At 45.3% G+C, this 20,482-nt stretch carries 14 protein-coding genes; 6 read left to right on the top strand and 8 right to left on the bottom strand.

Translation table 11 applies throughout. The annotated features are described in order from the left end of the window. Nucleotides 1-135: 135 nt before the first annotated feature. The gene (locus tag Q5H80_RS08075; protein ID WP_012604204.1) at nucleotides 136-351 is read left to right on the top strand and encodes a hypothetical protein; all 216 of its coding nucleotides are present in this window, start codon (nucleotides 136-138) and stop codon (nucleotides 349-351) included. Between the two features lie 172 nt (nucleotides 352-523). On the opposite strand, the gene Q5H80_RS08070 is transcribed toward Q5H80_RS08075, so the two are convergent. The 3 genes from Q5H80_RS08070 to Q5H80_RS08060 form a co-directional block, all read right to left on the bottom strand. Beyond that, complete coding sequence (locus tag Q5H80_RS08070; RefSeq protein ID WP_304564182.1) at nucleotides 524-3,364, bottom strand: Hsp70 family protein; 2,841 nt, start codon at nucleotides 3,362-3,364, stop codon at nucleotides 524-526. A 138-nt stretch (nucleotides 3,365-3,502) separates the two neighbouring features. Beyond that, the gene (locus Q5H80_RS08065) at nucleotides 3,503-5,500 is read right to left on the bottom strand and encodes an Hsp70 family protein (RefSeq protein WP_304564181.1); all 1,998 of its coding nucleotides are present in this window, start codon (nucleotides 5,498-5,500) and stop codon (nucleotides 3,503-3,505) included. After that, the gene (locus Q5H80_RS08060; RefSeq protein ID WP_304564180.1) at nucleotides 5,500-6,132 is read right to left on the bottom strand and encodes a DUF2760 domain-containing protein; all 633 of its coding nucleotides are present in this window, start codon (nucleotides 6,130-6,132) and stop codon (nucleotides 5,500-5,502) included. Before Q5H80_RS08060 ends, Q5H80_RS08065 begins: the two co-directional genes overlap by 1 nt. A gap of 348 nt (nucleotides 6,133-6,480) precedes the next feature. Here Q5H80_RS08060 and Q5H80_RS08055 point away from each other — a divergent pair, with 348 nt between their 5' ends. Then, nucleotides 6,481-8,019, top strand: a complete 1,539-nt coding sequence (locus Q5H80_RS08055) for a sensor domain-containing diguanylate cyclase (protein ID WP_304564179.1) — start codon at nucleotides 6,481-6,483, stop codon at nucleotides 8,017-8,019. 87 nt (nucleotides 8,020-8,106) lie between these two features. Beyond that, on the top strand, nucleotides 8,107-8,637 hold the full coding sequence (locus Q5H80_RS08050; RefSeq protein ID WP_304564178.1) for a 3'-5' exonuclease: 531 nt from the start codon (nucleotides 8,107-8,109) through the stop codon (nucleotides 8,635-8,637). Nucleotides 8,638-8,782: 145 nt separating this feature from the next. Here the strand turns inward: Q5H80_RS08050 and Q5H80_RS08045 are convergent, their stop codons facing one another. The 3 genes from Q5H80_RS08045 to Q5H80_RS08035 form a co-directional block, all read right to left on the bottom strand. Further along, nucleotides 8,783-9,232, bottom strand: a complete 450-nt coding sequence (locus Q5H80_RS08045) for a TerB family tellurite resistance protein (protein ID WP_304564177.1) — start codon at nucleotides 9,230-9,232, stop codon at nucleotides 8,783-8,785. Between the two features lie 133 nt (nucleotides 9,233-9,365). Further along, nucleotides 9,366-11,483 (bottom strand): alkaline phosphatase family protein, encoded by a 2,118-nt coding sequence (locus tag Q5H80_RS08040; protein WP_304564176.1) that lies wholly within the window; start codon nucleotides 11,481-11,483, stop codon nucleotides 9,366-9,368. A gap of 24 nt (nucleotides 11,484-11,507) precedes the next feature. Beyond that, on the bottom strand, nucleotides 11,508-12,119 hold the full coding sequence (locus Q5H80_RS08035) for a hypothetical protein (protein ID WP_369809693.1): 612 nt from the start codon (nucleotides 12,117-12,119) through the stop codon (nucleotides 11,508-11,510). 135 nt (nucleotides 12,120-12,254) lie between these two features. On the opposite strand from Q5H80_RS08035, the gene Q5H80_RS08030 reads away from it, so the two are divergent. The 3 genes from Q5H80_RS08030 (at nucleotide 12,255) to Q5H80_RS08020 (ending at nucleotide 18,491) form a co-directional block, all read left to right on the top strand. After that, nucleotides 12,255-13,568 carry a MipA/OmpV family protein gene (locus Q5H80_RS08030; RefSeq protein WP_304564175.1) on the top strand — a complete coding sequence of 438 codons (1,314 nt, stop codon included), beginning with the start codon at nucleotides 12,255-12,257 and terminating at the stop codon, nucleotides 13,566-13,568. A gap of 227 nt (nucleotides 13,569-13,795) precedes the next feature. After that, a complete protein-coding gene (gene hrpA / locus Q5H80_RS08025; protein ID WP_304564174.1) occupies nucleotides 13,796-17,854 on the top strand; it encodes an ATP-dependent RNA helicase HrpA in 4,059 nt (1,352 codons plus the stop codon). Nucleotides 17,855-17,996: 142 nt separating this feature from the next. Further along, nucleotides 17,997-18,491: an outer membrane beta-barrel protein gene (locus tag Q5H80_RS08020; protein ID WP_304564173.1), complete on the top strand. Its 495-nt coding sequence runs from the start codon at nucleotides 17,997-17,999 to the stop codon at nucleotides 18,489-18,491. Between the two features lie 174 nt (nucleotides 18,492-18,665). Here Q5H80_RS08020 and Q5H80_RS08015 read toward each other — a convergent pair whose 3' ends face one another. Beyond that, nucleotides 18,666-19,442, bottom strand: coding sequence for a hypothetical protein (locus Q5H80_RS08015; protein ID WP_304564172.1), 777 nt, complete (start codon nucleotides 19,440-19,442; stop codon nucleotides 18,666-18,668). Next, nucleotides 19,363-20,127: a hypothetical protein gene (locus Q5H80_RS08010; RefSeq protein ID WP_304564171.1), complete on the bottom strand. Its 765-nt coding sequence runs from the start codon at nucleotides 20,125-20,127 to the stop codon at nucleotides 19,363-19,365. The genes Q5H80_RS08015 and Q5H80_RS08010 overlap by 80 nt, the downstream gene beginning before the upstream one ends. Between the last annotated feature and the right edge of the window lie 355 nt (nucleotides 20,128-20,482).

The following is a 20,482-nucleotide window of genomic DNA, read 5'->3' as shown; positions in this document are numbered from 1 at the left end:
CCAATTAAACATGACCGGTTTCACTCCTTTAAAGTGGGCAAATTACGAAATTGAGATCGCTATCTCATTGGGTTAGTTGAAGTTTTGTGTGTTTGAGCTATCTTAATATTACTGCCTTAGTGGAGGTGAAGTATTATGATTTGGGATACTCTCGAACGTGTAAATAAACTTCGCAAGGAAGCAATGGAAGATCCAGAGTTTTTGGATTCAGCAAAAATGCATGAGGAATGGCTTTTAAGCGAAACTCATAATCAATCGAACAAAGGAGCCAAAGAGAAAAAACCGAAAAAGTTATCTGATATTTATGAAAATACGGATTTTCCTATCAATCCAACTGGAACGAAACATTAACAATGATGAACTGCAACACGGCTGAGGCTCTTAAGCAAAAAGTGATAAGTCGACTAAACATACCAGCCTTAAGCCACCAGTAAAAAAGCCACTTTCAACGAACCGAAAGTGGCTTTTTCTTTTCCCGTTAGCTTCTTTATTCATTAACAACTAAAGCTAATCGTTTTTAAAGCTAGCTATTAATTAGGCTCAAGCCGCTTGGTAATGCATCACCAAACACACGCTTAGACTCGCTCTCAGAAAGCTCAGTCACTTCACTTACTAGTGTTAGCCAAGACTCTGGCACCTTGCTTTGCTTTAATTTTTCAAGAACCTGAGCACGGTAGTCATCAGAGATATCGAACTGTCGGTCACCCGTCTTACGACAAATCATCACAGCCGCGAAGGCAATCATCTGCTCTTTCTGCCAATTCTGGTCAAGCAGTTTTGGTAACCACTGTTCTGCTTGCTCTCTTGGAATGACGCTGTGTTGGCTTCCGTATAATGGTGTACGAGACGCTAAGCGACCCAGAGCCCACCAGTGAGCCTGTTCGAACTGATTATGGTTAATCGCTTTGCTTAAGAACCAAGTCGCTAATAGAACCTTGTCTTCCACCTCAAGTTGCTCAAGTGATGCTGCCAATCTCACCATGGCTTCATAACCGTTGTTTTGTGCATCCTTCGCTGTTTTTGGGTTTTTCATTGCACCCGGGTGAAGGTATTTAGCGATGTCAGCCAAGATTGTCTCTTGTTGCTCTTGGTTTAATCCGCCAGCGACACGACGCCAGAATACCCACCAGTCTGTCCAACCTTGATGGTTCTGGAATTGAATGTTTTGTTGATAAAGTCCCCAAATTTGCTCAATACGCCATGAGTCAGTCGGATCGCCAAAGCCCGGGCGTAGCGAGTAACCCGCTAAACGTAGCCAGTTCTTCTCGTGTGCTTCTGAACGGCGACGACGTTTGCGGCCTAATGAGAAGCTATCAAACAGGTGACGAAGGGTCGTGAAATCCCATTCATCTCGTTTACCCAATCGTTTTTCAAGATCTTTAGATAGCGTTTTGATCTCTTTCGATTCCGCACTTTTCTTATTGCCGCTGTACAGGCGAGAAATCAGCTCCTTACACTCCTCCAATCTAGGATGAAGTTTAGCGGTATCAGACTCATCGCCTTGCTTGTTTCTTACTTCAAACTCGAGCAACCAACGCTTAGAGTCATCTTCGGTACTTACACACTCCATTTTTAGTGTGCCGACTTCAGTTAACTGGCAAGCGAGCAACACTTCGACGCGCTCTTTTTGGTTGGCTTGAAGCTCTGCCGTGCCTGACCCTTCCAGTGTAGAAATATACGGTGGAAGAGGGGAGAACAGATCAGCGTCGACATTGACCATCACACCATTTTGAATAGCGGTGTCATGAGCAATTTGATCGTGTGTTGAAGTCAGTAGATTGAAACGTACCGGCTCACCCAAAGTCAGTGAAAAACGACGGCTGTTCAAACGTATTTCTTGGCCTTCTTCAGTCCCTTTGGCAAGCAGACAAAGCGCTTTACCCATCTTGTTCTTTTCTTGTAGATGTAAGAAGTAAGAACGAGCGGCACCGCCACCGATTTTCAGTTGCGCACCACGGCGAGCTTTGCCAAAGGCCACCGCGCCCAGTGCCACAGACCAATCCGGATGAGGGTTATCTAGGACGGTGATTGGCGCACCATTCCAGTTGCCAAGTAACTGAGTAATACGTTCAGTGACAAGCTCACTGTTGAACACACCACCGTTGAGTAGTACGCCAACAGGAATCGCTGGTCTTGTTTCATCAAATTTTATTGCGCCAGATTTCTCTAGTGCCGCTTTTGATACTTGCTGGTGGGTCGCTAGGAATTCGGCAACGTGCTTACTTACAGCAGGGTCTGCAGCGTAGGGTAGGCCGAACTCAACCACCGCGCTACGGCGCTTGTCTGGCACTTCAGCAAACTCAGAAAGCGGGAAGAAACCTTCCAGTGCAATCTGATGCACTTCTTGCTTGGTTAAACCAATACTCTTGGTTCCGCCAAGCAGTTTTGAACCGCTGCCCAGCATGGTGATCTTCACATCGTCTGGCGCATTAACAGAAAGCAGGCTCTCTTTTGCGGCGCGAGTCTGCTGAATCAGTTTGGTCAGGCTAGACGCATTCAACTTTTTGTTTTGATTGAAGCGTTGCTCTGCAAGGTGAGCAAGGGCCAAATCGAGGTTATCACCACCGAGCATTAAGTGTTCACCAACGCCGATACGGTCGAGTGCGAGTTCTTGGTCATCGCCATTATTCGAGTTGAAGCTTGCTTCGATCAAACTTAAATCGGTGGTACCACCGCCGACATCACACACTAGAATCAGCGGGATCTGTTGAAGTTCATCGGCTGCGGTTTGTTGGTGACGTGCATACCAGTCATAACAAACGGCTTGTGGCTCTTCGAGTAACAGAATCTTACCTAAGCCCGCCAGTTCTGCCGCTTCGAGTGTCAGCTTACGTGCTGTCTCATCGAATGAAGCGGGAACCGTTACTACAACGTCTTGGTCTTCAAGCTTATTGCTTGGGTTACGGTAGTTCCATGCTTGGCGGATATGGTTCAGGTAGCTTGCGCTCGCAACTACAGGAGACACCTTATCGACGTCAGTTGCGCCTGCCCAAGGAAGAATATCGGAGTTACGATCAACGGCTTGGTGAGATAGCCAGCTCTTAGCACTGGATACTTGGCGGCCTTCGACTTTTGCACCCAGTTCGCGCGCCCATTCACCTACGATGACGTTTTGAATATCGCCTTCAACTAAACTCGGTTCCCAAGGCATAGTGAGATCGGAAGGAGAGATCTGACCTTGAGCCGGATGGTAACGAAATGAAGGAAGTAGCGGTTTACGAACCACTTCACCGGGGCCGATGAGTTGGTCAATATCGAAAAGTGAAACGGGAGCATGTTGTAGATCGTCGTTGATTTCACAGTAGGCAACCACAGTGTTGGTTGTGCCTAAGTCAATGCCGACTAAAAAACGAGGAGATGCCATACAAAACCTTATTCTGCCAAAGTGATGACCAGTTAATGGATAGTCTTGGTCTTATTATTGTCTTTGGAATGCTTTTAATACAGGGCTAGGGAATCGCATTGATAAAGTAACGGCACCCGTTAAGGTGCCGTTGATTCATTATGCTTCTTCGTTTGAGTCGCTATTCGTATCTTCACGAACGTCGAACTCAACGTGCCATTTCTGACCATTGTCAGTGGCAATCGCTTCTAGGTATAACGTGCCTAATTCAGTAACACGAGACGCCAAAGTAACCGGAACCACTTCACCTTCGCGACGACCTTCAGAAACAGGCAGTGTCACTTGGATTTCAGGAAGTTCATCAAGATCTTCTGGAGTCCAGTGATCAAGATGCGTACCCGCTTCATCATCACGGCGTGTAGTTGAACCGAAGAATTGGAAGTGAACAGGCTGGCCAATCACTAGACCGAACTCTTGGCTAGGCACTTGTACGCTTGAACCTTCTTCCATACCAAATGGTGCAACACACAGTGCTTCCATAGGAGGAGCCATACCTGGGATTGCTGGCATCGCGCTCTCGATTCCTACGTAGTAAGAAGAGGCGATACCACCGCGGATACGAACGCCTTGGCCACGACGTACTGCGCCGTAGTAAGAAGCGCCACTTGCAACTGCTAGATCTAGATCTAGGCCTGAAAGCTGTTTAGCGAATTCAGCGTCTGCATTAATTAGCCATTCATTGATCGTGTCTGAAAGACGATCAGCAAGTAGGTTAGATTTTAGAACACCACCATTGAACAGTACCGCTGTTGGTTTGATGAAGTCTGCCGCTGGCGCTTCTGACCCTTGCGCTTCTGTACCGGGCATACCTGGCATGTTTGCAAACGGGTTGAAATCTTGCTGAGCCGTTTCACTATTTCCAGAAAGCGCATTGGCTTGCTTAGAAAGGAATGCAGCGATATGACGAGTGATACCCGCATCTTGAGCGTAAGGCAGACCCATTTGAGTCAGTGCACCACGTGTTTTTTGTACCGGATGATCCGTTACCGCCACTTGTGGGAAGAAGCCATCAACCAATGTTTGTTGCACTTCTTGCTGAGTCAGTTCTGTTTTCAGTGTCGCGCCAAGCAGCTTAGAGCCACGGCTTGGAACAACGATAGGCACAGATTGAAGATCAGCATCGTTTAGCAGAGCTTCTTTCGCATCACGACATGCGTGAGTCATTGCTTGAACCTGCCAAGGCGCCAATTCTTTGCCTTCTTGAGCCAGTTTCATTTTCAGGCGGTAAGCTAATGCTAAGTCCATGTTGTCGCCGCCAAGTAGGATGTGTTCACCTACAGCGATACGATTCAGGCTTAGGTTGCCGTCGTCTTGAGTGACTTCAACTAACGAAAGGTCGGTAGTACCGCCACCGATATCGACAACAAGAACGATGTCGCCAACGTCTACTTCGTCACGCCATGTGTCGTTGCTGTTATCAATCCAGCTGTAAAGAGCTGCTTGAGGCTCTTCTAACAGCGTTAGATGAGTGAAACCAACATTACGAGCAGCTTCAGCTGTTAGGTCACGAGCCGCAGGATCAAACGAAGCCGGAACGGTGATCGTTACATCTTGGTCTGCCAGTTTGTGTTCTGGGTTAGCATGGTTCCAAGCGTCTTTAAGGTGCTCAAGGTACAACTCAGTTGTCTTAAGCGGAGATACTTTTTCAACTTCTTCAGGGCTGCCTGCAGGAAGGAACGCATCACGACGGTTCACACCACCGTGGCATAGCCAAGATTTAGCACTTGCGACCAAGCGGATAGGGGTTTTAGAACCAAGGTTACGAGCAATAGCACCAACCAGTGCTTTAGGCTCAGAAGACCAAGGCAGAACGCGTGAACCCGCATTCATTTCATGTTCGTGCGGTTGGTATAGGAACGAGCCAAGTTGGCTGCGAGTTTCTACTGTACCAGGTGCCGTCAGTTGAGGAATTGGCATTACCTCAACGCGAGCGTCTTCATTAGTTGTATCGATGAAAGACAAAACGCAGTGCGTAGTACCTAAATCAATACCAACACTGAACTTAGGCGCTTGCTGTTCTTGTGAATGCTCTCGGTCTTGAGAAGATTGCCCTTGAGAAAACGGTTCGTGTGATGAAGGCTGAGTTTGGTGTTCCATTATAGCTCTACCTCTGCCGGTGCAATTACAGATGCATCGTAGTTTTCAGCAAGCTTAGGCAGGTTCATGTCAGTTGCTTTCCAACCTTTGTGAACCAGTGTGCCATTGAATGGTGCGTTACCGGTTACGTTGCCTGTTAGGCGGACTTCTTGTGGGTTGAAACCTTCAGCTACCGTGATGCGCGTTTCTTCATCTTCAGTGCGGATGTGTGAAAGCGTGACGTAATCAGCTAGTACCTTTTGGCCGCCAGTGTGAATAACACGAGCTGCTGCACCCACTTCTTCATCAGAGAACGACGTTAGGTCTTCTTTTAGGAAGTCGATTAAACGTGCTTCTTGCTGCATGATAGACAGTAGTTGCATTGCAGAATCTGTCGGTGCTGTTGCTAGCTTAGATTCAACTTCAACCACTTTTTCGATGACCTTTTCAACTTCAACAACTTTCTCAACTTCAACAATCTTCTCAACTGGTTTTTCAACTTCAACGATCTTTTCTACTGGTTTCTCTACAACTTTCTCAACCACTTGGGTTTTACGAGAAACGGCGATTAGCAGTAGTAAAACGCTTGATGCAGTCAGGCCTGCGTGAAGCATATCAAACGTCTGTGGGATTAGGTTCAAATCAACGATCATAGTGATTTCTCTTTAAAATTGATTTAACGGTGTATTCGTCGGTTTAAAGGAATATACCGATTGGAAAGAAACTCGGTAGCACTAGGCTGAAACGGCCGCTTTCAAGCTATAAATATGGGTGGATACTAGCATATTCAAGGGTTGAGGGTTGTATTTAATGTTTTCAAACAAGTGGTTTTTTAGTGTGTTAGCTTGAAATTTAGTCGAGATTTGTCTGGTTATTGCCCTTGGGTGCCAGTAAAATTTGAAAAAAGCCCGTTTAATGTGATTTTTAGGACTAAACATAAATGGAGCATTATTCCCGTCCGTTATATACTTTTCATTCAATAGAGCCTATTTGGAACCCGCATGCCTCAAACTACTGACCCACTACCAGGGTTGAAGAGACAAACTCTCCCGTTGGTCGTATTTTCGGTCAGTTTTTTGATTACTGTTTTGTGCTTTGTATTAGTCATGCTTAATCAAAAGCGCGCGCTGAATATGAATTTGGATAGTTTTGCTACTCACCAGACATTGAGCTTGGAAGCCTTTATCGATAATGATGTGGCATATATTGGGTCTGGTGCTAATTTTTTCTACGCAAATGACCCTGAAAACTGGGATAAGTTTGATCGCTTTGCTAAGCAAACCATAGATGATTCAAAGAGTTTAATTGCCTTGCAGTGGATGCAAAAAGTGCCCGCAGACGAGATAGCTGAGCATACTGCGAAAATGAAAGAAAAGTACCCATTCTTTAAGTTGTATACCATTCCGAAGAACCAAGCAAAAACCTATGGCTACATTTTGGATGGTCAGCCAGCTTTCGTTGCTAGCGATATTTTCCCAAATACAGAACCAAACAACAAAGTTCTTGGCTTTTACTCCTCTAGAGAGCGATTTGATCTCGTTCTAGATAATATCAAACAGACACGTAAGGCGAATATTTCAGACAAAGTTCGCTTGATACAAGATGGGCTAGATAAAGACACGAAAAAGAGTGGCATGTTGGTGTATCACCCTGTTTTTGAAGGAGACAGTGACAACTTACTCGGCGTTGTGATTGGTGTGGTTCGCACCACATACTATTTTGAGAATTTGCTGGCTTCGACGGTTGGGGATATGAATGTTTATGTCCGTGTTAGTGATGTCGGTTTTGAAGCCGAAGATGCCCCTATTTTATTCGAAACGAAAGGTTATGAGGGTGTAACTGGACAACATATCACCAAGAAAATAACACTCACTAATCGTGAATGGGTTGTCGACTTCAAGATAGACTCATGCATTTCGTTTAATGGTTACCTTGTGTTAGCCGGGATTGCCCTAGTGGGCACGACTATTTCACTGTTGCTTTCTTATATCGTTAAACTGCAAGTCCAAGAAAAAGTACGCCTGTATAAAATGATTGATGAAAGAACGGAAGAACTCCGTTTTCTTGCCAATCATGACAGTCTCACAGAAATTTATAATCGACGAGCCTTTAATAAGGTGCTCGATAAAGCGATACAAGGTGATAAGCCGTTTAGCTTGATTGGATTTGATGTCGATAAATTTAAAGGGATTAATGATCAATTTGGTCACCCGGCTGGTGATGCCTTACTGGTTCATGTGATTCAGTTGATTTCAGGCAGTTTAAAAGAGGGCGATCATATCTTCCGTATGGGAGGAGATGAGTTTGGTATCATTTCGAGCGTCATCGATCACGACGCACTGGCACGTTATTTAGAATGTATTTTAGATACGGTGAGCGAGTCTCACTGTGAACATAAAGGTCAACTATTGAGTTGTACTCTCAGCATAGGTGCAGCTATCCGCGATAATGAGGACATTGAAGAACTCCTTCAAAAAACCGATAGTATGCTGTACCTAAGTAAGTCAAATGGCCGGAATCGCGTGACAATTGCAGGCTAAATGAGCACTTGATGCAACTAGGGTCGAGTTCTGTATTGGGCTCATGTACAATTTGACAAAATTTTTGACGAGAGAATTAGGCGACGTATGAATCACAATCGAGTGGTATGTTTCGATTTGGAAATGTGCTGTTGGAGCGAAGACGGTGTGGGAACAACAGGCGAGATCATTGAAGTTGGTCTTGCTGAAATTGACCTAGCATCTGGCACTATCGTGAAGCGAGCACAATACTACGTTAAGCCAGAGAAAGACGAAGTTTCTCTGTTCTGCGCCGAGCTAACGGGCATTACACCTCGTAAAATCGAGAAGCAGGGGCGCCCATTAGAATCTGTCATCAAGTCGATGATTAAAAATTTTGGTGGTCCCAAAAAGATCTATGCAGCGTGGGGTCGTGATGATCTTATCTTACATAAAGAGTGTATAGAGAAAGGCATTGAGCCACCATTTAGCGAGTTTTTAAACATCGCAACGCTTTATCGTATTCAAAATCGATTGAAAGAAAAACGCATCGGCCACCGTGCGGCTCAAGAAGCGAAAGACATCGAGTGGGAAGGCCGTCAGCACTCCGGCTATGTTGATGCTTATAATCTTGCGAAACTGACATTAACAATGTTGTAGCCGAATTTTTAAATCTTCTCAGTTTTACCCATCCAACTTTAAGTTTACCCATCCAAACTTTAAGTTCTATCCAATCAAAAAAAGCGACGGGTTTATTAGCCCGTCGCTTTCATTTATTTTAGTATCCAATTCGTCATTTATGGCTCTAATCTTCGCCTAGGACGTTCAGTTTGGTCTTGATAAAGTCACTGTGGTCGACGTAAAGCAGTTCGGCTGTTTTACGAATCACTGAGTCTTCGATAGGGTCAATTTCCCCATCGGCGTGCGCCACTTCCCACATCGCTTTGATCAAGTCGATTCGCACCGGCTGAGACAAGTCTCTAAGTTGCGATGTAAAGTCATACAGCGATACGGACTGCTCTACTTTTGGTTCTGCTTGCTCTAGCAGCACCTTTGATTGCTCTTCATCTAAATCCAGCAAACGTTGAAGAAGCTGTAGCTTAGCGACTCTTTCTGATTCATTTATCTGATGATCGGCTCCCGCGACTTCGCACAACAAACTCGCGATAGCAATATTAGGTGATGTGCCTTGGTTTTTGCTTAGGTCCTGGCCTTCAATCAATTGTTTGAACATTGATGTGAGAGAATTGAACATAACGAGCTCCAGTTGAAATTTGTTTCGAGTTCCATAACGCTGATAACTATAACTATTGGGCCTACGGAGTGTGATCGCAAGCGTCTTTACTTAAAATTGACATTACGGATAGCCAAGCGATAAGGCATACATCTTAGTCCGGTTCCGGAAAACGCGTGATCTTGCCATCACCACTTAACGTCGTAATCGCTTGTGGCTTACCGTCGCTATCTAGCCTTAATTCCCCAATCGCACTGCGGTTTGAAAGGCGATAGAAGGTTTGATTGTCAGGACTTCGCTTTTCTATCTTCAAGCGTTTACGCTTAGTGAAGTAGTTTAAAACTGAGCGAGGACTGTATAACAGGCGGTCCCACACATCGCAGAATTTAAGCAGCGAAGCAGGGAACTGATTTTTAATGCCACTGCAGGTGATCTGGTATATGTTTGGACTGTTGCGACGATACCTAAGCTTGATATCGTAAGCAAAGGAGTAGTGAACGTCACCAGAAAGCACCACGAAATTGGTCGGTGTTTTTGTATGGGTAAAGATACTGATCAGCGTATTGGCACTGCCCGGATGTGCCATCCAGTTTTCAGCGTCAATCACCAATGGCTTACCAATTGTAGTCGCCATCTTTTGCAATGTTTCAATAAACTTCACGCCAAACATAGGCGCAGCAGAAACGATCACGACTTTCTCTTGATGCATCAATTGATGTTGAAACTCAATCAAGGCCTCCCAGTCCATCAAACCTGAAGGTTTATTCATACGAGATTCCGAACGCCAACGACGGGTTCGAGTATCCAACACAATGACTTTGGGTGAAGTATCGATTGTGTAATGCCACTCCTCAAAGCGACTCAGCATCTCAATGAAGGCTCGATGCTTGTTTGGCTCGATGTCGCTAACAGAGTGAGTAGTCGCTGCATCGCCGGTTTCACTGTTCGTTTGTTTAAGATTGTCCGTTTGTTCAACGTTATGCGTTTGTTTAAGAATGCGCGGTTGATCAACGAAAAGCTGCTTTGCTTGCTCGATGAACGTCTCGTCGAAGCTCTCCGGTTTATTACCCCAGCCCTGACACATCCAGTAGGCAGCGAGGCCGTTACCAATGACTTGAGTTGCGAACTGGTTTTGGTCTACGGCATGTTCCCAACCCACGGTAAGATTCCAATCATCAGTAACATCGTGATCGTCAAAGATCATGTACGTAGGGATATGTGCGAACAGACGTTGCACTTGCGGTAAGCCAGCAATGAAATCATCCATGATGACGCTTTCATCACGCCACTGTTGCTGCTCAGTCGGTGTTAATTGGCGCCCACCTTGAGTGAAGTTATTCTCAATTAAACGCTCTCGATTGACACATTGCCACAGTGTTGGCGACCAAACTAACAGGTACATCGCAATAAACTCAGACAGCGTGACCAAGTGGTTTTCACAATCGGTAGAGCTAAAAATCGGTACGCCACGATTCGGGAAGAACTTATCGATCATGGATTCTGAAGTGGTGTGGTGTGGCAAGTACTTGTCACGTTGATATAAGTGATATTCGCTCTCAAACAAGGCGTCACTGCTGTTGATTCGGTTAACTTGCGAGTCAGACGGTAAGCTCTCTCCCACTAGGCCAAGCAATTGAATCACTTGCTGAATAGCATCAAGTGTTGGGCCTGCCACATGGTCAGCGTAGATCTGATCGCCGCTCATCATTAGCATATCGGGTCTTTCAGCGACGGTTTGCTCGGCTACCTTGTTATCCGCTGCGACTAGGCTGTCTTTGCTTGGATGATGTGGATTACGGCAAGAGCCATGAAGAATGTAATCAGCCGAGGTCGATATCTTAAACTCAACGCGAGATTTACCGTTGTAAACAAGGTGAGGGGCGAGCTCTTTTAATGAGCCTGACTCTGTGTGAACGTCATACTCTAGAGGTGTATTCGTCGGGAACTCACCTTGTAAGCGGATGAGCGTTACCCACGCATGTGTACCGATTTGAATCGAATCATGGTCTTCAAGCGATGAGGTATAAAACGGTTGGTCTAGCTCTACGTCAGAATGTTCTTTTTCGTTTGGAAAGCCTGTTTCTCGAACAAGGCCTGTTTCACAAGTGAGAACGGCTTCGCGAGTAAGCTTTGATTCACCCGTATAAAGCTCAGCCCTACCTGTGAGGGGCGAGCTGGTGGCTAACCAAAGTACGACTTCAGTTGCAGTCGTTTTTCTTAAAATGGGTCCGGCGAGTAACAGGGGAAGAGATGATGTCGTAGAGGGTTTCAATACGGTACCTAAAATCGTTGGTGGCTAGTCGTCGTGGCGTTGTTTTGTTTCGAGCTTTTCCGTTTCAGACTCAGCAGCCTCAAGCTTGTCCGTTTGATGCATCGTGGTTTCAAGCTTTGGTGCTTCAAGCTTTGGTGCTTCAAGCTTTAGCTCTTCAAGTTCAGCTATGTCAGATTCTGTTGTTTTATGCTCTGCAATCTCAGGCTCTGTGGTTTCATGCTGGGTTGCTTCAGGGTTTGTCATTTCAGATTCTGCTGATTCAAGCTCTGTTGATTCAGATTCTGTTGATTCAAGCTCTGTCGATTCAAGTATTTCGATAACTTCCGAGCTAGAAAGTTCATGGCCCATTAAAAATATTGCCAATAGGGCATCGGCTTTGGTCTTAGTATCGGATGTGTCGTCTAACACTTGCTCTAGTTTTTCACGAATCATAGCAATTTCGTGTTCAACAAAGCCACGGCCTTCTTCATCCCCTTGATTGTCTTCAGGGGCATTATCGAACTCAAGAAATAGCATGTCGCCGTCTAGGTTGGTATTCACCAAACGCTCTGGCAACCACGCCTCACCAATAACAATATCCGGATCGGAATCTTGGGGTAAGTGATCTATAATGTTTTGTAATTCGGAGACTTTCACAATGCTTTCATTTAACCGAGAATATTCCACATTGTAACGGCCAATGCCGCTCAAACCTAAATTTAGTTAGCCGTTATCGCTAATAAATGTCTATTCAGTAACACAAAATTTATTACAAAGAGTAATTACATAAGAATGAAGCTTAAATATTTACCGACTTTCACTCCGTCGGGCGCGGTTTTCCTAAGTAGCATTTTTCTAAGTGCTAATGTGTGGGCTGCTGAAGAGCAAGAGTGGGGGATTGCCGCGATGTTTCGTACGGCAAGTATTCCTTACGACACGTCAGGTGGTGACCAAACAGTTAGCTCTTTTGTTCCCATGCTATTTTTCAAGAACGATTATGTGTTCATTGATGGGACTGAGATGGGGGCTTACCTTTACCAACCCGACGACGAGAAATGGTCTCTGAATGCTATATCTCGCCTGCGCTTTATTGACATTCCAGCTTCTGAACAGAACGCGATTGAAGGCGATACAGCGGACTTCGGTGCCCAGTTAACGTATCAACTGGATGAACAATGGACTCTTGAGACAGAGTTTATGAGTGACAGTGAATACAACTTCCACGGTAACTTACGAGCGAAAGCCAAGTATGAAACCGGAGACTGGGAGCTCACTCCGCGTGCGACACTGCGTTATAAAAGTGCTGACTTCAACAGCGAGTATTACTCAGCAGCGAGTGAAACCATCGGCGCAGGTGTAGACCTGAATGTCGGTGTAGAAGCGCGTTACCATGTGTTTTCGAACTTGTATTTATTGGGTTCAACCAGTGTGACTCGACTGGATGATAACGCCTATGACTCGTCAATTGTCGAAGACCGTTATCAAGGCGAACTTTACCTTGGTTTTGGCTTTTTCAACGATAAAACCAAAGCGCCAAAACCTAAGCTGAGCAATGCGCCGTATTTACGTGTCGCACACGGCTGGGCTACGCCATCGAATATTGGCGACATCATGAAGTTCAACAGGGAGAAAGACGAATACAATAACCAGTTGACCTCATTCTTCTATGGCCACCCGTTAACCGATGAGATCTTCGGTTTCCCATTGGACATCTACTTAACGCCAGGTATCGCGCATCACTGGAGTTCAGATGTTCAGTCAAGCAGCACCGAATACATTGTCGCAATTAAAGCGTATTACACTTTCGACTGGCCAACTCAATGGCGTGTTGGTGTGGCAGAAGGTATGTCTTACATCGATTCGCTGACTTACATCGAAGCGAAAGAGATGAAAGAAAAGGGTTATAACGGGAGCCACTTGCTTAATTATCTCGACTTTTCGTTCGACGTAAACGTAGGTGATTTAATGAGTAAGAATGACCTGAACAACTTATGGTTCGGCTATTCGTTGCATCACCGCTCTGCTATTTTTGAAAACGCCTCTCAGTTTGGTCGAATCAAAGGCGGCAGTAACTACAACACGGTTTATCTACAGTACGAGTTTTAAGCACGGTTTTTAGCAGGCAGTTTATAACAGGTGTTTTTAGCGTTTAGTTTTTAACTGTGATTTTTGAAACATTCGGTTTGCGTTCGTCACGCTTTCATCGCTTTGACTAACGTTAGAGTGACTAATCAGCCTGATAGCAAAAGGTTTTCCCTTTGTTGTCAGGCTTTTTTGTTTGAGACTTGTGATATAATCGCGCGAGTTTAATAAGTACAAGAATAGGACACGCTTTGACTTCGTCTCCGGAAAAAGCAGATAACAACAAGAATACAGCACAGCCAAGTTCTTCACAGAGCAAAGCGAAACCAAACCAAGCTGCATCGAAAAAGCCTGCTGAACAATCAAATGCCAAGAAAGCTGAACAGTCAGCGACAAAGACTCAGAATAGCCCAGTATCTCTTCGTAAAGCGCTCCACGAATGTATGATGCGCGATCGCTTCCGTTTGAGTAAGCGAATTACTGGCGCGAGTAAAATCAAGAACGAACAATCTAAGCACGCTGTCTTCGATGAGATTGCGTTAGATATTGCTAAGTCAATGATGACGGCAACTCAGCGTGCTGCGCAGAAACCAACCATCGAATACCCAGAGATTCTCCCAGTAAGCCAAAAACGCGATGATATTGCGAAAGCCATTGCTGAAAACCAAGTGGTTATCGTGGCGGGTGAAACGGGTTCGGGTAAAACCACTCAGTTACCGAAGATCTGTTCTGAGCTTGGCCGAGGTCGTTTTGGCCTAATTGGTCACACTCAGCCGCGTCGTCTTGCGGCGCGTTCGGTTGCGAACCGTATTGCTGAAGAGATGGAAACACAGCTGGGTGAGTTTGTTGGTTATAAGGTTCGATTCAACGACCAAATTTCTGAAAACACCCAAATCAAATTGATGACCGACGGTATCCTACTGGCGGAAATCCAACACGACCGTTTCTTAAGCCAGTATGACACCATCATTATCGATGAAGCGCACGAACGTAGCCTGAACATCGATTTCATCATGGGTTACTTGAGAGAGCTTCTACCAAAGCGTCCTGACTTGAAAGTGATTATCACGTCGGCGACTATCGATCCTGAGCGTTTCTCGAAGCACTTTAACAACGCGCCAATCATTGAAGTGTCAGGCCGTACTTACCCAGTTGATACGCGTTACCGCCCACTAGGTGGTGATGACAGTGATTCAGACCGCGATCAAATTGAAGGCATTTTTGAAGCCGTTGATGAGCTGTGTGATGAAGGCCAAGGCGATATCTTGATCTTCATGAATGGTGAGCGTGAGATTCGTGATACTGCCGACTCTTTAAGCAAACGTAACTTGCGTGATACCGAAATTGTTCCGCTTTACGCACGTCTATCGGCGGGTGAACAGAACCGTATCTTCCAGCCTCATACTGGTCGACGCATTGTTCTGGCGACCAACGTGGCAGAAACCTCGTTAACCGTTCCGGGTATTAAGTATGTCATCGACCCGGGTACGGCGCGTATCAGCCGTTACAGCTACCGTACTAAAGTACAACGCCTACCGATTGAGCCAGTGTCTCAAGCAAGCGCAAACCAGCGTAAAGGTCGTTGTGGTCGTGTTGCGGAAGGTATCTGTATTCGCTTGTACTCTGAGGAAGATTTTGAATCACGCCCAGAATTTACTGACCCTGAGATTCTTCGTACTAACCTAGCATCGGTTATCCTTCAGATGACAGCGTTAGGCCTAGGCGACATTCAAGCATTCCCATTTGTTGAAGCGCCCGATAAGCGCAACATTCAAGATGGTGTAAGGCTACTCGAAGAGTTGGGAGCGATCGCGACAGTCGAACCGTCTGCGAACAAAAACAAGAATCATGGCGACGACAAGAAGAAGCTAACCGCTATTGGTCGTAAGCTCGCTAAGCTGCCGATCGATCCACGTTTAGCGCGTATGGTAATTGAAGCGCCAAGTAACCGATGCTTGCACGAAGTGATGGTAATTGCCTCTGCATTGTCGATTCAGGATCCGCGTGAGCGCCCATCGGACAAGCAACAATCATCTGATGATAAGCATAAGCGCTTCTTCGATAAAGAATCTGATTTCATCACGTTTGTGAACCTTTGGGATTACGTTAAGCAGCAACAAAAAGCGCTGTCGAGTAACCAGTTCCGCAAGCAGTGTAAGCAAGATTACCTGAACTATTTACGTATCCGTGAATGGCAAGATGTGTACTTCCAAATTCACCAAGCAATGCGTGAATTAGATACCAAGCTGAATACAGAGCCGGGCAGCTACGACGGCATTCACATGTCACTGCTCGCAGGTCTGCTTTCGCACATCGGTATGAAAGACCAAGAGAAGAATGAATATCAAGGTGCTCGTAACGCACGATTCCATATCTTCCCTGCGTCAGGCCTATTTAAGAAACAGCCTAAGTGGATCATGTCTGCTGAGCTGGTGGAAACCTCAAAACTTTGGGGCCGTGTTATCGCCAAAATTCAACCTGAATGGATTGAACCATTAGCGAAACACTTGATTAAACGCAGCTACAGCGAACCACATTGGTCGAAGAAACAAGCAGCGGTAATGGCACATGAAAAAGTGATGCTTTACGGAATCCCAATCATTCCAAAACGCTTAGTAAACTACGGTGCGATTGACGCAACCGTCAGCCGTGAGTTGTTTGTACGCAGTGCATTAGTGGAAGGTGAGTGGGAAACTAAACATGCCTTCTTCAAGCAGAACCGTAAGCTACTGCAAGAAGTGGAAGAGTTAGAACATAAATCGCGTCGTCGTGACATCTTGATCGACGATGATGAACTGTTTGATTTCTATGACCAGCGTGTTGGTGAAGAGGCGGTATCTGGCCGTCACTTTGATACATGGTGGAAGAAGGTCAGCCAGAAAACACCTGAACTGCTTAACTTTGAAAAGTCGATGCTGTTCCGAGGCGATGCTAGCCACGTTACCGATTTGGATTACCCGAACTTCTGGCACCAAAACGGTATCAAACTGAAGCTGAGCTACCAATTTGAGCCGGGTGATGACAACGATGGTGTAACGGTACATATCCCGCTGCCTATCTTGAACCAAATCGACCAGAACGGTTTTGATTGGCAGATCCCAGGCCTACGTCAGGAACTGGTGATTAGCCTGATTAAGTCGTTACCAAAAACGCTACGCCGTAACTTTGTGCCTGCGCCAAACTATGCCGATGCGTTCTTGGCTCGAGTAACGCCACTTGAAGCTCCGTTGTTGGATTCTCTTGAGAAAGAGCTGCGCCGCATGACTGGTGTGGAAGTGGTACGTGATGACTGGAAGTTAGACCAGATTCCAGAGCACTTAAAGGTAACATTCCGTGCTGTGGATCATCGCAAGCGTAAACTGAAAGAGCAGAAAGACCTGCATGAGTTGAAAGAGAGTCTGAAAGACAAGGTTCAAGAAACACTTTCTAAAGTGGCAGACGATGACATTGAGCAGCAAAACCTGCATACGTGGAGCTTTGGTGAGTTACCAAAAGTCTACCAGCAGAAACGTGGTGGCTATGATGTTAAAGCCTTCCCAGCACTGGTGGACACCAAAGACAGCGTAGAGATCAAATTGTTCGAAACAGAGCAAGAGCAGATCACTGCAATGAAATCGGGTCAGCGTCGTTTAATTCTGTTGAACGTGCCATCGCCGATCAAATACTTGCACTCGAATTTACCGAACAAATCTAAGCTCGGTTTGTACTTCAACCCATACGGACAGGTGCTCGATCTTATCGATGACTGTATCGCTTGTGGTATTGATAAGCTGATTGAGCAGAAGGGCGGCATAGTTTGGGAGCCAGAGCAGTTTGAAGCTCTAAAAGAACACGTACGTGCAGAGTTGGATGACACAGTTGTTGAGATTGCTCAACAGGTTGAAACCATCTTAACCACGGCATTCGCCATCAGTAAGAAGCTGAAAGGGCGTGTCGATCTTTCAATGGCATTTGCGCTTTCAGACATTAAAGCTCAAATAGAAGGTTTGATTTTTAAGGGGTTTGCCACAGAATGCGGCTGGAAACGCTTGCCGGATATTCTACGCTATATGAAAGCGATAGAGCGCCGAATGGAAAAACTGCCGATTGACCCGAATAAAGATCGCCTTCATATGATCAAAGTGGACTCAGTAATGAATGATTACAAAGAGCTGCTGAATAAAATTCCAAAAGGGATCGCGGTTCCAGAAAATGTAAAAGAGGTGCGTTGGATGATAGAAGAGCTTCGTGTAAGCTTCTTCGCACAGCAACTCGGTACACCTTACCCAGTATCAGATAAGCGTGTTAAAAACGCGATTGATGCTTGCTAAACGAATAAAGCTAGACGCAATGGCAAGGTTTGGGTATAAACCTTGCTTATTGCATTACTAATTGAACAGTTATTACATACAGGGCGACTTGGTGGCAATTTATTACCACACAAGGCCTGCCAACAGGACGAAAAGGTCGAATATGAAAAAAACGTTATTGGCACTAGCACTGCTAGGTGCATCTTCAACAGCAATGGCTGATTCTTGGGTGTACGGCGGTGTAATGGGTGGTCAAAACTCATTAGGCAATAAAGAAGAGACAGCGATGGGTATCCATGTGGGTACGGGCATCCTGCCTCTTATTGGTGTTGAAGTTGGTTACTGGGACCTAGGTTCTTTCGACAATGTTAAGTACGGTAACCAAACACTGACTAAGCTAGATGCAAGCACGACTTATCTTGCACTTAAACCAAGTATCGATTTTGGTCCTCTTCACGTATACGCGAAGGGTGGTCTTCACTCTTACGAGCTTAAATCTAACGGTTTCAAGCAAGACGAAGTTGATATCATGTACGGTGTAGGCGCAGAATACTTCATCTTTGGCCCACTATCTGTAGGCGCTAGCTACCAAAACTTCAACATGAAAGATGACGACTCAGGCGTTTTCTCTCTAAACGCAACTATCCACCTACTGTAATCAATCAGTAAGGCGATCGTAAATAACGGTCGGATAGTCGTTAAAGAGTTCGTAAGAATTCATAAAAAATGCCAGCTTAATTGCTGGCATTTTTGTATCTGTTAACCGAGTAATCTTGACTGTATTTTCTGACAGTAGACAGTAGACAGTAGACAGTAGCAGCAGAGCGGACAGTTACTTTTTACTGTTTAGAATTTTCTGAATTCTTGGGTTAATCGCTTTGCCGTGTTGGCTTTCGTACTCTTCACGTTTTAAATCGTTTAGGTTCTTTACGGAGTTAGCGGCAAGAAGGAATTGCGGTAATTCAGTTTCTAGCATGCCTTTCTCATCTAAACGTTTTGCTTCCAAATAATACTTCTTAAACAGGCCATCAAGCTTGTTTTCAGCAGTGCGCTTCAAGTCGTACAGCTTGTTTTGGATAAGCCATTTTTCAATGTTGTTAACAGCTGTGCGTGACAACACGCGAATGCGGCTATCAAGCAGCTCTTCTTCTGTTAGTGAATCCTTTAGAATCCAAAGCTCGCCCATTTGTGGCGGCCAACTGTTACCTAGTTGAATACGCTCATGACAATGCATTAGCACGCGATTAAGGCCGTCTGAGTCTACAGAGTGCGCAAACTCAAGAAACTTTCCGCTTGGCTCACTACCGTATTGGTATTCCCACTGAGTTTCATACACGCTCAAGAAAGAACCGAACACATGGATACACCAATCGGTCAGCTCTAACTCAGCGGGATCTTGGTCAACAACAGGCACTTGTTGAGACGAGCCCGTGCTAGCAGCATTGGGTGTCGCTACTTCAGTGCTCTGTGCTTCAATAACTTCAGGTATTACTGAGCCTGTAGAGTCAGGAACAACAGGTGAAGCTGGCTCAGAAGGTTGGCTTTTTGCCTTTTTGAATGAGCTGCTGCCTGAAGCGTTCAGATGGGCTAAGCTTTTGTCTATACCCATTTCCTTGAGCTTGTCCTGCATTTCCTGAATATTGAGAGGTCTTCTGCTGTTGTTGTCTTTCATTTTGCTTCTCGTTAACTAGCCAGTACTGCAGCTTGGATTCAATCCGAGATAGTGGCATTAATTCATTGGCTTTGGCTTTATACCAGAGGACAAATTTCTTCCATACTAAACTATGGTCACCGGTCAAACCGGAGAATTTAAACGCACGTTCTGCCCATGATGGTATCTCTTCTTCGTTGAGATCATGAGTAGAGACGGTGTTGCTGTTCATTGAGCCTCGGCCTTGTGGGCGAGGGGCGTGCTGCATCGGTGCCGGAGCAGGCTGAAACTTGGGTGCAGGTGCAGGTGCAGGTGCAGTAGAGTAGACAGGAATACTGTTGGTCGGCTGAACCTCAACGTGCGCCGTAGCTTGCTCTTGCTCAATGAGCATTTTAAAAACGTGAATCTCTTTTTGATCTCGATAGTCTACTTTCACCTTATCGAGAAAACCTTGGTCGACTAAACACTTAAGGCAGTCGGCTAAACCAAACGTAGAGAGAGCACAAAGTTGACCTGCTGTTTGTAAGCACACATTGGTGTAGCCGAATTCGTCAGCACCGTCTGCAAGCATCAATAAAACGAGCTTTTCTGCTGGGCTAGAAGTATTCACTTGCCAAGCTAAATAAGAATATTTGGCGCTCAATATCGTGTTCTCAAAAAAGGTAAGTCGTTGTCACTATTGTAAGTCACCCCTTACCTAATTTATAGCAACTTAGTAGAAAACGGCATTAGTAAGCCAAATATTAACCATAAGGAGAGGTCTGACCCAAAAAGTGAGCCTGCACTCACTCATTCTCGTGGTCTACGTTGCCGTTTATTCGGCTCGAATAGCTTCCTGTCCTAAACCATATGCTCTGTTTAGATGAAGAAAGCATAATTGGTTTTGTTTCGCCAAACTAAGGTTCTTCTTTTTATACTGCTTGTTGTGATGCGGTGTTAACTATTGATGGTTTTCTTATCTATTCATAAAGTGAATTTAAATTATGAAACACCTTGAT

This window comes from Vibrio sp. SNU_ST1 (assembly GCF_030563405.1).
Classification (GTDB): Bacteria; Pseudomonadota; Gammaproteobacteria; order Enterobacterales; family Vibrionaceae; genus Vibrio.
The sequence above is the reverse complement of the archived record's forward strand: the minus strand, read 5'-3'. Positions and strand labels throughout refer to the sequence as shown.

Excerpts from the sequence above, each read along its gene's own strand:
- Q5H80_RS08075 (WP_012604204.1), top strand. The coding sequence starts at position 136 with ATGATTTGGGATACTCTCGAACGTGTAAATAAACTTCGCAAGGAAGCA.
- Q5H80_RS08070 (WP_304564182.1), bottom strand. The coding sequence starts at position 3,364 with ATGGCATCTCCTCGTTTTTTAGTCGGCATTGACTTAGGCACAACCAAC.
- Q5H80_RS08065 (WP_304564181.1), bottom strand. The coding sequence starts at position 5,500 with ATGGAACACCAAACTCAGCCTTCATCACACGAACCGTTTTCTCAAGGG.
- Q5H80_RS08060 (WP_304564180.1), bottom strand. The coding sequence starts at position 6,132 with ATGATCGTTGATTTGAACCTAATCCCACAGACGTTTGATATGCTTCAC.
- Q5H80_RS08055 (WP_304564179.1), top strand. The coding sequence starts at position 6,481 with ATGCCTCAAACTACTGACCCACTACCAGGGTTGAAGAGACAAACTCTC.
- Q5H80_RS08050 (WP_304564178.1), top strand. The coding sequence starts at position 8,107 with ATGAATCACAATCGAGTGGTATGTTTCGATTTGGAAATGTGCTGTTGG.
- Q5H80_RS08045 (WP_304564177.1), bottom strand. The coding sequence starts at position 9,232 with ATGTTCAATTCTCTCACATCAATGTTCAAACAATTGATTGAAGGCCAG.
- Q5H80_RS08030 (WP_304564175.1), top strand. The coding sequence starts at position 12,255 with ATGAAGCTTAAATATTTACCGACTTTCACTCCGTCGGGCGCGGTTTTC.
- Q5H80_RS08020 (WP_304564173.1), top strand. The coding sequence starts at position 17,997 with ATGAAAAAAACGTTATTGGCACTAGCACTGCTAGGTGCATCTTCAACA.
- Q5H80_RS08015 (WP_304564172.1), bottom strand. The coding sequence starts at position 19,442 with ATGGGTATAGACAAAAGCTTAGCCCATCTGAACGCTTCAGGCAGCAGC.